Source organism: Haloarcula sp. CBA1131 (assembly GCF_008728975.1).
Lineage (GTDB): Archaea > Halobacteriota > Halobacteria > Halobacteriales > Haloarculaceae > Haloarcula > Haloarcula hispanica.
Window position 1 is genome coordinate 741047 of sequence record NZ_RPCY01000001.1, and the last position, 13195, is coordinate 754241.

Here is a 13195-nt window from a genome sequence, read left to right on the forward strand (position 1 = left end):
AATTTGTGTTTGTTTATGCGCGTTCGAGCGCGAATGATTAATAGTGAAGGTGGCCGTTCGTGTGAGAGTACCCCTCGACGGCGTCTGGTAACAGGTACTATATTCGTCCGAAGGCTTTTGAAACGGACGGACGTACTGATTGGTAGGAATGAGACGCGATGACAGTGACGACCCGTTCGACGAGTTCTTCCGGGAAATAGAGCGGATGATGGACGAGATGATGGGGGCCGAAGGCGACGTCCACATCGACCGGGACACCGGTGGCGGTGGGGCCGACCTCCACGTCGACGTTCACGAAACCGACGAGGAGATCCGGGTCGTCGCCGACGTTCCGGGCGTCGACAAGGACGCAATCGACCTCAAGTGCGACGGCACTGTCCTCACGATCAACGCCGAAAGTCCGGAGCGCGAGTACCACGAACGACTGACCCTGCCGACCCGCGTCGACGAACACTCAGCCGCCGCGACGTACAACAACGGCATCCTCGAAGTCACCTTCGACCCCGAAGAGGACTCCGCGGACATCGAACTGTAGCACGCCCGGCACACGGTTCTGATTTTCCGCGCGCCACTCCAGTGCGCTTGCTTCGCTACTGCTCAGCCGTTTGCCGTATCAACGCCGCCAGGTCGTCCCAGAAGCCGTCCTCGTACTTCGTCGCCGAGTCGATTGTCGGGCGGGCGTTCGTCTCGTTGACGACTGCGCGGTCCTCGGTCACCAGCAGGTCGACGCCGAGGTACGGAATCTCCAGTTCGTCGGCCGCGTCTTCGGCCAGTTCCCGTAGCGCCGCTGGCAGTTCCTGCCCTTCGGCTTCGGCCCCGCGGTGGACGTTGTGTTTCCACCGGCCCTGCGCGCGGCTCGCGTCGGGGAGGCGGCGCTCCACCGCGCCGACGTACTCGCCGTCGACGACCATCACGCGGTAGTCGGCGGCGTCGGCGACGTACTCCTGAACGAGAAACGACTGATCGCCGACCGCGCGGTAGTCGTGGACCAGATCGAGGTAGTCGACGATGCCGAGAAACGAATCCAGATCGTGAGCCTTGGCCACGCCGACGCCGCGGGTCGTCGAGTTCGGCTTCACGACCACGGGTGGGTCGAATCGCTCAAAGGCCGCCGTCAGTTCGGCCTCGCTCGCCGGGTTCGACACGACGACGGTCTCGGGAACGGGGACGTCCGCACGGCCGAGACGCGCCAGCACGTCGGCCTTGTTCCGCGAGCGGAGGATAGCCTCGCGGTCGTTGACCCATGGCACGTCCAGCATGGCGTCGGCGACCGCTCCCTCCATGATTCGGGAGGGGTAGACGAAGCCCACGTCGTACTCGTCGAAGGGACTCTCGTCGAGCGCCAGTGTCCGCTCGGCCGTCTCGACGTGGCCCACCTCGATGTCACGGGCCGCCAGCGGCCCCTGCATCCGCTCGAAGGTCTCGGCGTTCGTGGCGACGGCCAGCCTGTGCATAGCTTGCAGTTGTCGTGGAGAGATAAAACACGCTCGCAGCCGCTCTCGGCACACGGTGACCGGACTCTGCTGCGCGTCGCGTACCTATTCTCGCCAGCCACAGAATTGCGGCATATAATGGATGCATACGCAACTATTGGCGGAAATGACAGATAAACGCTAAGTATGCCGGGGAATAATAGACCACGCGTGTACGACGACATTCTCTTCCCGACGGACGGCAGTGACGGCGCGGACGAAGCGCTTTCACACGCACTCGAACTGGCGGAGACGCACAACGCGACGATTCATGTGCTTTCCGTGGTCGACTCGACCTATCTCGGAAGCGCCGCAGCAGAAGCGACGACCATCGAATCGCTGCAGGAACAGACCGAGCAGGTCGTCGACGAGACGGTCGAGGACATCGCTGACCACGGCACGGCTGTCGTCGCAGAGCGCCGAATGGGTGATCCGTACGAGGAAATCCTCGACTACGCCGGGACCGCGGGCGTCGATATGATCGTCATGGGGACCCACGGCCGGAGCGGCCTGGACCGGTTTCTGCTGGGGAGCGTCACCGAGAAGGTCGTTCGGACGGCGGATGTGCCGGTGTTGACGGTCCGACTGTCCGACGAGGCGTAGCGGAGCAACTGCAGTCAGCCCCGGTCCGCGTGGCGCGGTGAGTCACCGCATAGCTCACTTGCCGTCGCGCCCTCGCCGGAGCGCCCACAGTATGAGGAGGACACCCTCGACGCGGGCGGCGCTGTACACCCATGGGCGCATGTCTATCTCGTCACCGTTCGTCGCCGCCAGCCCCATCCAGAAGTCAACGACCTTCCGGGGGCGGAGCAGTTCGATGACGCCAAGGGCCAGGAGTATGACTCTGAGTACCATACTGGTGGTACGTGGAACGGGTGCAAGAACATTATGGGTGCTGGTACCATAGAGCAAGAAGCACGCTCCGAGTGTATGGGTTCGCGATTGAGATACGACTCAGTATTCTACGGAGCGGCACGGAGAACGAGGCAAAGGGCGACGAGTTGCGGACGTCTCGCCCTGCGAACGGCGAGCGAACACTGTTTGACTTACGCGACCAGCAGGTCTTCGCCGTGTTCTGCGAACGGTCAAAAGACGTTGTTGACCGATTTACGCGATCAGCTTCTCTTCGCCGCGTTCGACCTTGATGCGGCAAGAGGGCGTGATCTTGTTGTATGCGCGGCGGAACGCTTCCTTGACGTGCTCTGCGTCCTCGACGTTGACGTAAGCGGTGAACAGCTGTTCGCCGGCTTGGACGCGGGCGGCGGTGCCGACGATCTTCCCGAAGGCGGCGCGCATCCCGTCAGAGACACGGTCGGCCCCAGCACCGGTCGCCTGCTTGTTCTCGCGCAGGACCTGGTGGGGGAACTTCCGGAGGGTCATCTTGTAGTCACCCTCTTCGCCGAGCTCCTTGATCATGTGGCGGTTGGCCGACAGGCGGGAGGCCTCCAGCGAACCGTGACGGAGCTGGACGGTCTCCTCGACGATGAGGCTGATCTGGACGGGGTAGTCGTCGGCGTCCTTCTGCTTGCGGCCCATCTTGTGCTGTGCGATCTTCGACCCGGGAATGCCTGTGATGTATTCGCGTCGGGTGTACGCGGGCTTGTCGATGTCCCGGTACATTGAGGCGGGTTTGTCCGACATAGGTACTCTTGGAGAATACGTCGCCGAGCGGCCCAATAAGGGCTTCGAACCCGCCCGGCGGCGTGCCGTGGTGTCCCATACACTGGCGCGCGACCGCCAGCGGCCCCGGACTGACCGTTGCTGGAGTCCCTGCTCTCGGTACCATCGGGAACATCGGTGTTGGTCCGGTAACACCGCTGTCACCGCGCTCTTTTACCACTCGCGCGCGTACGATTGGTTATCATGAATATGCTCGTCGACGGCGAGTGGCGGACTGACGCGTACGAAACGACAGACGAGGACGGGGCTTTCGACCGGCAGGACACCACCTTCCGAGACCGGGTCGAGGACGACCCCGACGCGCGGTTCCAGCCCGAGGCCGGCCGGTATCACCTGTACGCCTGCCGCGCCTGTCCGTGGGCCCACCGGATTCTGGTCGCTCGGAAACTGCTAGGACTCGAAGACGCCATCACCGTCGACTACGTCGACCCGTTCCGCGGCGAGGACGGCTGGCAGTTCACGCCCGACAAGGACGGCTGCACGCCGGATACGGTCAACGGATCGGACTACCTCCGCGAGGTCTACGTCGCGGCCGACAACGACGCGACCTGCCGCGTGACGGTGCCGGTGCTGTGGGACAAACAGGAAGAGACCATCGTCAACAACGAGTCCGAGGAGATCCTTCGGATGCTCGACACTGAGTTCGACGACGTGGCCGACAACGACGTCGACCTCTACCCCGAAGGCTATCAGGACGAGGTCGACCGGATCATCGACGACATCTACGAGCCCATCAACAACGGCGTCTACCGCTGTGGCTTCGCGAACAGCCAGTCGGCCTACGACGAGGCCGTCGAGGAACTGTTCGACGCGCTGGACCACTGGGACAGCGTCCTCGAAGACCAGCGCTTCCTCGCCGGCGACCGCCTGACCGAGGCGGACATCTGTCTGTTCACGACGCTCGTGCGCTTCGACGAAGTGTACCACACCCACTTCATGTGCAACCACAAGCTCATCCGCGAGTACGACAACCTCTGGCCGTACCTCCGGGACCTCTACCAGCTCCCCGGCGTCGCCGAGACGGTGAACATGGACCACATCACGGAGCACTACTACACCACTCACCCCGACGTGAGCCCGAAGCGAATCGTCCCGATGGGACCCGACCCCGACTTCGAGGCCGACCACGACCGCGACGAACTCCCCGGTGACCTGCCCGAGACGCTGTTCCCGACGGCGTAACCGGGCAGTTTCGCGGCCGGATATCGAACGCTGAGTCGACGCTGTTCCTTTTATATACCCAGTTCTCACCTGTGTTCAATGAGTCGGGTAGACGGGCGACGTCGGGCCGTGAGCCCAGTCATCGGTGTCGTTATCCTCGTCGGAATTGCTGCAATTCTCGCTGCTACCATCGGTGTGTTCGCGCTCGGCTTCAGCGAGCAGCGACCCACGCAGGCACCGCAGGTCGCTATCGTGGCCGACTACAGCGAGCGGACCACCGGCAACGGGGAGTATCTGAACCTCAGCTTCAGCAGCGGTGAAACCGTCTACCGGGACAACCTCACTGTCGTCGTCTCCGATGCCAGGAGTTCTGACGGCAGCGACGTGACGCTTGACACCGATCCGATACAGGCACAGGCCTCGACGCGGATTACGTCGGGGACAGAAATTACGATACATCAGGGACAGTTCGCCGGCATCACGAGCGGGGAGCATCTGGACCTGAGCGACGCGACGCTTCGACTCGTCTGGAACCCAGCGGACGAACCGGAATCGGAAACATACGTCATCTACCGGTGGCCGGACCCGAGCCAGCGTAACTGAGCGGGCGTTTCGGCCCCGCTGTCGGACCGGCTCTCCTCACTCGGCCAGCGAGAGCGTGACCGCGTCGGTTTCGTAATCTTCGATGAACGACCCGGAGCCGCCCAGCGAGACAGTCCGGTCGCCGACGTCGACGACTAGCGTGTGTTCGATGGGGTAGGAGTTGGTCTGTGGCTCGGCGACGCCCTGTTTCGTCTCGACGACGGTCCCTTCGATGGTCGTTGTGTCGTCGTCCGCCTGTACTGCCCGTACTTCGGCGGAGACGTGGATGTCGTGGCCGGCGCGCAGGTGGAGCGTCGCCTGGAGGACGGCGTGGCGGAAGTCGTGGTAGGTGGCTGGGAGCGGGGCCGGGTCGGTGACGGTCTCCTCGGTGGCCATCAGCCAGTAGTTCCCGAGGAACGACCCTGACAGCACGGGGACGAGCTGTTGCTGGACGAAGGCGATGGCCCGCTGGTCGGAGTTAGTCCGTGTCACCATCTCCGCCGGGGAGACGAGGCCGAACTGGGCGTCGACGGTGAGCATTATCGGCATCGGCTGGTTCCAGGACCGGACCACGGAGGCCAGCCCGCGCACGTCGTCCGGTTCCAGGCCGTCGGCGCTGCTGACGACCAGCATCACGAGGACGCCGCGGTCGACAGCTGCGACCAGTTCCTCCGAGATCTCCGGGAGGTACTGCTGGGGAACCGACAGCATGATCTCCCGTTCCGCGTTTCTGATGTACTCCGTGAGTCGCTTGATGACTGTCACCCGGGACTTGATGACGTCGAACTGCTGTGGTTCCCGCGCACTCGCCGAGTATCTGGAATCGAGCGCACCGCTCATCTCTTCGAGTCGGTCGGTCAGGGCGTCGATGACTTCCTCGGGCGGCCGAGCGCGTATCGTCGTGGGCACGACGTGGTCGTTGACCTCGATGAACCCACGGTCTTCGAGCGATTCGCTGATGCTGTAGACGTACCGTTTGGAGACCCCGGTGTCGTCGGCGATTTCGCTGGCCGTGGCCTCGCCGCTGCCGAGAATCGACAGGTACGTGTCGACTTCCTTCTCCGACAGGCCCAGTTGCCCCAGCCTGTCCCTGAGAGTCGAATCGTCCATCTGTTCACATCTGGTAACGGCGGCGGATAACTGTGTTTCGGTGCTATGTGGCCCGCCAACGCCTCCGAAGCCGCCCCAATGGGCCGTATCGTCGACTGGCCCACACCGAGCTCACAAGAATGAAAAACTATTACACCATATTTTATATTCCCCGCAGTGGTGTCTCTCACCAATGACGCTCCGGACGGCACTTAACGACTTCAAGCGGACCCGGGACCGCCGCCACCAGTTCCCGGGCGAGTTCCGCTCTACGACGGGCACTTTCTCCGGACTCGACAGCCGGTTGGTGCACGTCGACAGCGATGGCTCACTGCGGGACTACTCCTATCCGCTGTGTGGGCTCACGGGGATCGACCGCTCGCGGTTCGGTATCGACACGGGTTCGACGACGTGGTTCGACGCCGACGCCGACCAGCGGTATCGTGGTGACGCTGGCGTCGTCGAGACTATCCACGACTGCGGCGACTGGGCCGTCGTCCAGACGGACTGCACTATCGAGCAGGCCCACGTCACCCGGTTCGAACTTCGCGGCGATGTCCCCGCCGACGTATCGCTTCGGGCGTTTGTCGATTTCGCACCCGACGGACGGGACGGCCAACAGAGCCTGCTGATGCACGGCAACACCGTCGAGGCCTACCATCGCTCCGAACACGACTTCGTCGGCGTCTCTACCGAACTCGACGCCGTTCAGGGCCAGATTCCCGAGCGGTTCCCCGAACTTGTCGACGACGACCCAGTCTCGTTCCCACGGGCGACCGGGGAGCGACGGTACGAGGACACGACGCTAACTGGCGGCGTCCTGCTGTCCGCGCCGTTCGTCGACGGTGGCGTCACGCTGACGACGCTGCTGACGGACGCGGACGACACCGACCGCGATACGGCGCTGTCGACCATCGACCGTCTGGTGAGCGACCACTACACTTCGGAGACACTGCTCGAAGCAGGGCAGGCACAGCGCCGCTGGAGCGTGCCCGCAGAGACGCCGAACCGGGAGAGTGTCGTCGCCGACCTCCGGGTCCTCTCGCTGCTTTCGGCTGCGAACGGGGCCAGAATCGCCGCGCCGGACTTCGACCCGTACTACGTCACCTCCGGCGGGTACGGCTATACGTGGTTCCGCGACGACGCCGAAATTTCGGCGTTCCTGCTCGAAGCTGACGGGACGTTCGACCTCGGATTATCGCCGTGGCACCAGCGTTCCGCCGCGTTCTACTGTCGCACGCAGCAACCGGACGGGAGCTGGCCCCACCGTGTCTGGCCCGGCGACGAGACGCTCGCGCCAGGCTGGGCGAACGCCCGGCTCGAAAGCGGTTCTGACGCCGACTACCAGGCCGACCAGACCGCAAGCGTCACCACCTTCCTCGCGACGTATCTCCGGACCGGCGAGCCGGCCGACCCGGAGTGCATCGAAGCCACGCTCGGACGTGCCGTCGAGAGCATCGACGACACGCTGGCCGACGACGGCCTCCCCATCGCCTGCCAGAACGCCTGGGAGAACATGCAGGGGCGGTTCACGCACACCGCTGCGACCTTCTTGCACGCCTACGCGGCCGTCGCCCGCGCACCCGTCTCCGCCGCGCTCCGGGATCACGCCCGTTCACAGGCCGAAACAGTGCTGTCAGCCCTGGATGCGCTGTGGACCGGTGACCGCTACGCCCTTCGCGAACACGACGGGACCATCGACGACCGACTGGACTCCGCGACGCTGGCCCTCCCCGCCGCCTGTCGCGTCGCCGCCGAGGCCATCGACCTGCCGGCGGCGACCCGTGACCGGCTCTACACCCACGTCGAGACGACACTCGACGGGCTGGAACGGGACACCGGCGACATCCGTGGTCTCATCCGCTTCGAGGGCGACGACTGGCGGCGCGGCTCGCAGGACCGCGAGAAAGTCTGGACCGTCTCGACGGCGTGGGGCGCAAACAGTGCCGCCCAGCTGGGTGCGCTCCTGCGTGACGCCGACGACAGCCGAGCGACGGCGGCCTACGCCCGGTCCCGGGACCTGCTGGACGAGATCCTTCCCGGTGGCTCGCTCGTCCAGTCCAGCGGCTACCTCCCCGAGCAACTGTTCGACGACGGGACGCCGGACTGTGGTACGCCGCTCGGCTGGCCCCACGCGCTCCGGCTGGCAACCGTCGCCCACCTCGCTGACGCCGAGGCGCTCACTGCCGAGCCGCTGAGCGCCCGCGAGTGAACTGCCGAGCCGCTGAGTGCCCGCGAGTGGTTTTTGTACGGACCGTGCTGCTCGCGCACTCGCAAACGTAGTAGATGGCCGTAGGGACTCTATAACTGATCGAAAACAGTGACTACGCCCGGACGCGGATCACTGACTATCGTCCTACTGCGGTGCTGCGACGGGCGCGTCCTCGCCGGCCGTAACCGTCTCGCCGGTCTCCGGGTCGAACAGGTGGACGGCGGATTCGTCGAACGACACCTGCACGCGGTCGCCGATGGCCGGCTCCACGTCAGTACTTACCCTGGCGATGAAATCCGGTGCGCCGTCGCCCTCGAACCCGGTTTTCGATTCGCCCAGATCGAGGTAGAGGTAGTTGTCGCTACCGATGGGTTCGAGCACGTCGACCGTCGCCGGAACAGCGTTCTGGTCGCCGCCGTCGCTGACGGAGACGTGTTCCGGTCGGATACCCAGCACGTACGAACCGCCTTCGATGTCGCCGAAGGCACTGGCACGGCCGCCCGTGAGGTCGTAGGAGAAGTCGTCGTGAGCGCCGGTAAGCCGGATGCCGCTGCCGAGTGGCTCCGCGGTCACGTCGAGGAAATTCATCGAGGGCGAACCGACGAAGCCGCCGACGAACTGGTTGGTCGGGTTCTCGTACACCGTCTTCGGCCGGCCGGCCTGCTGGAGCTTCCCGTCGTTGAGGATGACGATGCGGTCGCCCATCGTCATTGCTTCTTCCTGGTCGTGGGTGACGTAGACGGCCGTGATGCCGAGTTCCTCCTGCAGGCGCTGGATCTCCGTCCGCATCGTCGTCCGGAGCTTCGCATCGAGGTTGCTGAGTGGCTCGTCGAAGAGGAACACGTCCGGCTCCCGGACGATGGCGCGCCCGAGCGCGACCCGCTGTTTCTGCCCGCCGGAGAGCTGGTCCGGCGTGTCATCGAGCAGGTCCCCGATGCCCATCATCTCCGCCGTCTCAGTGACTCGCTCCTGCCGTTCTTCCTTCGAGAGGTCCGTGCTCATCCGGAGGCCGAAGGCCATGTTCTGCCGGATGGACTTGTGTGGGTACAGCGCGTAGTTCTGGAACACCATCGCCACGTCGCGCTTGCGGGCGTGAACGTCCGTCACGTCCTCGTCGCCGATGCGGATACGACCGCTCGTCGGCCGCTCAAGCCCGGCAATCATCCGTAGCGTCGTCGATTTCCCACACCCCGACGGGCCGACCACCGTTACGAACTCCCCGTCGTCGATGGACAGGTCGACATCGTCGACCGCCACGATGGAGCCACCGTCGAACTCCTTCCGGAGACCGTCTAGTTCGAGACTCGCCATTACACAGAGTCTCACACCCATCGCTAATAAGTTTGATGGGATTTTTCATAGAAGTTCTAGCAGAGTCGGTTCGGTTGTGGAACCGAGCGCTGTCAGCGCTCTCTCGTCGCCGGTACCACAACGATATCTCCGACCTCGACCGTCCCGCTGCTATCGACCGGGTCGCCGCTGAGAAGGTCGGTGTCCCCGACCGGGGTGTCGAGCGAGACGTTCGCCGTCCCGTCGCCGAAGTGTAGCACGACCACGAGCGTTTCATCGCCGTCGGTGCGCTCGTACGCGACGACGCTGTTCGCATCGCCCGATTCGACGGTGTGAGGAACCGGACGTACCCCGGACGCGCGCAGTGCCCCGTGGTCCGCTCGCAGCGCCACCAGTCGCCGGTGGAAGTCGGTCAGTGCGTTGTCGCCGTCGTGCCAGCGCATCGTCCCGCGCTGTTGTTCGACGCCCCGTTCCTGGCCGGCGTAAACCATCGGCGTTCCGGGGAGCGTGAACGTGGCCCCGACGGCCGCCCGCAGTGACGCGGCTCCGCACTCGTCGAGATAGCGGTCCTCGTCGTGGTTGTCGACGTACCGCATGTGGGCGGTACGGTCGGGGTAGCCGTGCTCGGCCGTCGCGTCGAGCGCCTCGAACAGCGCCGACGCTGGTTCCTCGCCGGTCCCGATGTCGCGGAGCGTGTCGAACAGGTCCGTGTCGTAGTGAACGTCGAACTCGTTTTCGGCGAAGGCGGCGTCGCGTGGGACCGTCTCGTCGAGCAGCAGGAACTCGGGGTCGTCGGCTTTCACCCGCTCCCGGACTTCCTTCCAGAACCCGTGTGGCACGCCCCAGGCAACGTCACAGCGGAACCCGTCGACCACGTCGCGCCACTCGTCTACCACGTCGAGCATCCAGCGCCGCACCGCGAGCGAGTCGTAGTTGAGGTTCGGGATTCGCGTCCAGTTGAAGTAGTAGCCCGGCGCGTCCTCGCCCGCCCAGTCGATATCGGAGACGTCCTGTGACACCGGAATCCGCTCGTAGTAGTCGGCGTACTCGGGGACGCCGGCCCGGTGGAGCTGGAAGGCCGGATGGTCCCGCGAGCTGTGGTTTATTACCAGGTCGAAGACGACCCGAATCCCGGCGTCGTGGAGCCGGTCGACCAGCGATTCGAATTCGTCGCGCGTTCCCAGGTCTGTGGCGGTGTCGAAGAAGTCCGTGATATGGTAACCGTGCCGGGTCGGACTCGCCTGAATAGGGGTGAGCCACACCACATCGACGCCCAGCGACTCGATGTAGGGGACCCGCCGCTCGATGGCTTCGAAGGTCGTGTCGACGGTCTCGCCGGCAAACGACCGGACGAATATCTCGTAGATGGTGGCGTCGCCGGCCCAGGCCGGCGGGTCGGCCGGCCGTGTGACGGGCACTGTGCCGCCTGCGGTCGCGTTTCCGGTTCCACTGTCGCGTTCCACGACTAGCGTGTCCGCGACGCTGTGGCGCTCGGCGACGGCAACCGCGTGAACGCGGGCCATCTCCGGCAGGGCTTCGTGTGGCACCCGGAGTTCGTCGCCGTCGATGGTCACGGCCGACTCTTCCAGCGCGTCGCGGCCGTCGAGATAGAACTCGACTTCCGGTTCGCTCCCCGACGGGGCCGCGCGGGCGTCCGCCGAGACGACGAAGTCTCCGTTCACCGTCTCACCGGTGAGTTCGACCCGGGGGCGACCCGGTCCCTCGACGGTGACCTCGTCTGTCGCGGTCGACTCGAAGGAGCCGTCGAAACTGAAGATCGCGTGGTGGGTCCCCGGTGGGAGGTCGGTTTCGATGACCCATTCGTCGCCGTCGCGCTCGGCCCAGTGTGTCCCCATCGTGAAATCGTTGAACGTCCCGATGACGATGGCGCGGTCGGCGACGGTGAGGTCGTCGGTACCGCCGTCGCAGTCGAAGTCCTCCGCCGTGACGCTGAACCGGGCCGTCTCGGTGATGCTCGGGAACGCCCGGACGACTTGCTCGTGTGTGCCGTCCGGTGCGGTTACCTCCGCTCGGTAGACGCCCGGCACGTCGGGTTCGAGGTGACAGACCGGGCCGTCGCCGAGCGCTGCCGTACTCGCCGCTGGCCGCTCGACTAACCGCCACTCGGCAGCCATGCCGGGGTCGGGCTGACGCGGGGCCAGTTCGACCGATTCGCCGACGGTGGCGAACCGTGGCGGGCCTGGATGGTGCATACGCCTACGGTACGGGGTCGGTACTGTGAGTGTTACGCTTCCGGTTGAATTTTAGAAAAGATATTACTTCGCTTATTCTCCCCTATCCGATCTGTTGAAACCGATACACGGCGAGGCAAATTCTCGCCGGGTCTCGGAATCTATCATCATTGTCTCCTTCTATTTCCGAATGATTTAAGTTATGAAGGACTATTTCATCCCATATCTATCCATGACAATGGAACGACGGACAGTGCTCAAGCGGATCGGCGGTGTCGGGGCGGCTACAGCCTTGGCTGGCTGTAGTGTGCAAGAGCAGGGCAGTAGCGGCTCGGATGGCGAAACGGCTTCCGGTGATGGTTCGGGCGATGGGTCAGGCGGCGGGAGTCAACAGTCCGGCGGGACCGCGACGGCGTGGTACCAGCTTCAGGACTCGGAGATACCCGCACGCGAGGCCGCGATGGAGACGTTCGCGAGCGAGACGGAGTTCGGCGTCGACGGGTCGGACATCTCCAATATGGAAAAGAAGACCACGAGCGCGATTCCGGCCGGGCAGGGGCCGGAGGTCTTCGAGTGGGCACACGACTGGGTGGGCGACTACTACCAGCGGGAGTTCGTCGTCGACCAGTCCGACGAACTCTCCGTGAGCTTAGACCAGTTCACGGACGCCGCCGCCTCCGCCGTCCAGTTCGACGACGCCGTCGTCGGCCTCCCGCACTCGGCGGAGACGGTGACGCTCATCTACAACACGGACATCGTCGACGAAGCGCCCGAGACTATCGACGACATGGTGTCGGCCATGGAATCGTACCACGACCCGAGCAGCAGCCAGTACGGCCTCGCCGCGCCGTTTGACCCGTACTTCACGAGCGGGTGGATACAGGCCTTCGGTGGCTACTACTTCGACCCGGAGCAGGACCCGGCGCTCGGGCTGGATGCCGACGAAGCTATCGAGGGGCTCCAGTTCGCTCTCGACACCCTCCGTCCGTACATGCCCGACGACCCGAACTACGAACCGCAGGCTGCGACGTTCTCCGAGGGGAACGCCGCCTTCGCGGTCAACGGACCGTGGTATCTGGCGACGCTGAACCAGAGCGACGTGAACTACGAAGTGGCGACGTTCCCCGATATCAACGGCGGCGAGGTGACGCCGTACACCGGCATCTCGATGTGGTACTTCGCGGACGCGATGAGCGAGGGCGGGGCCGACGCCACGGCCGCCCGGAACTTCGTCGAGTGGTTCGCCACCAACGAAGACCACGCCACGCGACTCGCTAAGGAGCAGGGCGCGATTCCGGTGCTCGACAGCCTCGTCGGCAGCGACGAACTCCCCGACCACGTCCAGACGTACTCCCAGACCGTCAGCCAGGGGGTCCCGATGCCGACCGACCCGCGCATGAACAAGGTGTGGTCGCCACTGGAGAACGCGCTCATCGAGGCGTTCAACGGCGACGCGAGCGCCGAAGACGCACTGACGACCGCCGCCGAAGAAATCCGAAGCAACTGGGAGTGAGAAA

12 protein-coding genes are annotated in these 13195 nt (G+C 64.7%); 6 read left to right on the forward strand and 6 right to left on the reverse strand.

The features are described 5' to 3' along the window. Positions 1–148 precede the first annotated feature (148 nt). Entirely contained in the window at positions 149–535 is a 387-nt protein-coding gene (locus Har1131_RS03795; RefSeq protein ID WP_004590910.1) for an Hsp20/alpha crystallin family protein, read from the forward strand. Positions 536–590: 55 nt separating this feature from the next. Here the strand turns inward: Har1131_RS03795 and Har1131_RS03800 are convergent, their stop codons facing one another. After that, positions 591–1454, reverse strand: a complete 864-nt coding sequence (locus Har1131_RS03800) for a RimK family alpha-L-glutamate ligase (RefSeq protein ID WP_146416845.1) — start codon at positions 1452–1454, stop codon at positions 591–593. Positions 1455–1643: 189 nt separating this feature from the next. On the opposite strand from Har1131_RS03800, the gene Har1131_RS03805 reads away from it, so the two are divergent. Beyond that, positions 1644–2075, forward strand: coding sequence for a universal stress protein (locus tag Har1131_RS03805; RefSeq protein ID WP_050037147.1), 432 nt, complete (start codon positions 1644–1646; stop codon positions 2073–2075). A gap of 54 nt (positions 2076–2129) precedes the next feature. Here the strand turns inward: Har1131_RS03805 and Har1131_RS03810 are convergent, their stop codons facing one another. Then, positions 2130–2327 (reverse strand): hypothetical protein, encoded by a 198-nt coding sequence (locus tag Har1131_RS03810; RefSeq protein WP_146416846.1) that lies wholly within the window; start codon positions 2325–2327, stop codon positions 2130–2132. Positions 2328–2579: 252 nt separating this feature from the next. Then, positions 2580–3113 carry a 50S ribosomal protein L16 gene (locus Har1131_RS03815; protein WP_023843429.1) on the reverse strand — a complete coding sequence of 178 codons (534 nt, stop codon included), beginning with the start codon at positions 3111–3113 and terminating at the stop codon, positions 2580–2582. A gap of 222 nt (positions 3114–3335) precedes the next feature. Between Har1131_RS03815 and Har1131_RS03820 the strand changes: the two genes are divergently transcribed. Together Har1131_RS03820 and Har1131_RS03825 are read left to right on the forward strand one after the other, a co-directional pair. Then, positions 3336–4334 (forward strand): glutathione S-transferase family protein, encoded by a 999-nt coding sequence (locus Har1131_RS03820; protein WP_014041441.1) that lies wholly within the window; start codon positions 3336–3338, stop codon positions 4332–4334. Between the two features lie 108 nt (positions 4335–4442). Continuing rightward, complete coding sequence (locus Har1131_RS03825) at positions 4443–4916, forward strand: type IV pilin (protein WP_014041440.1); 474 nt, start codon at positions 4443–4445, stop codon at positions 4914–4916. A gap of 36 nt (positions 4917–4952) precedes the next feature. Here Har1131_RS03825 and Har1131_RS03830 read toward each other — a convergent pair whose 3' ends face one another. Then, positions 4953–6005, reverse strand: a complete 1053-nt coding sequence (locus Har1131_RS03830; protein ID WP_014041439.1) for a TrmB family transcriptional regulator — start codon at positions 6003–6005, stop codon at positions 4953–4955. Between the two features lie 172 nt (positions 6006–6177). On the opposite strand from Har1131_RS03830, the gene Har1131_RS03835 reads away from it, so the two are divergent. After that, positions 6178–8196, forward strand: coding sequence for a glycoside hydrolase family 15 protein (locus tag Har1131_RS03835; protein ID WP_151145153.1), 2019 nt, complete (start codon positions 6178–6180; stop codon positions 8194–8196). 144 nt (positions 8197–8340) lie between these two features. On the opposite strand, the gene Har1131_RS03840 is transcribed toward Har1131_RS03835, so the two are convergent. Together Har1131_RS03840 and Har1131_RS03845 are read right to left on the reverse strand one after the other, a co-directional pair. Next, the gene (locus tag Har1131_RS03840; protein WP_050037144.1) at positions 8341–9507 is read right to left on the reverse strand and encodes an ABC transporter ATP-binding protein; all 1167 of its coding nucleotides are present in this window, start codon (positions 9505–9507) and stop codon (positions 8341–8343) included. Between the two features lie 92 nt (positions 9508–9599). Further along, on the reverse strand, positions 9600–11699 hold the full coding sequence (locus tag Har1131_RS03845) for an alpha-amylase family glycosyl hydrolase (RefSeq protein ID WP_151145156.1): 2100 nt from the start codon (positions 11697–11699) through the stop codon (positions 9600–9602). 211 nt (positions 11700–11910) lie between these two features. Between Har1131_RS03845 and Har1131_RS03850 the strand changes: the two genes are divergently transcribed. Further along, positions 11911–13191: an extracellular solute-binding protein gene (locus tag Har1131_RS03850; protein WP_191907464.1), complete on the forward strand. Its 1281-nt coding sequence runs from the start codon at positions 11911–11913 to the stop codon at positions 13189–13191. Positions 13192–13195 lie beyond the last annotated feature (4 nt).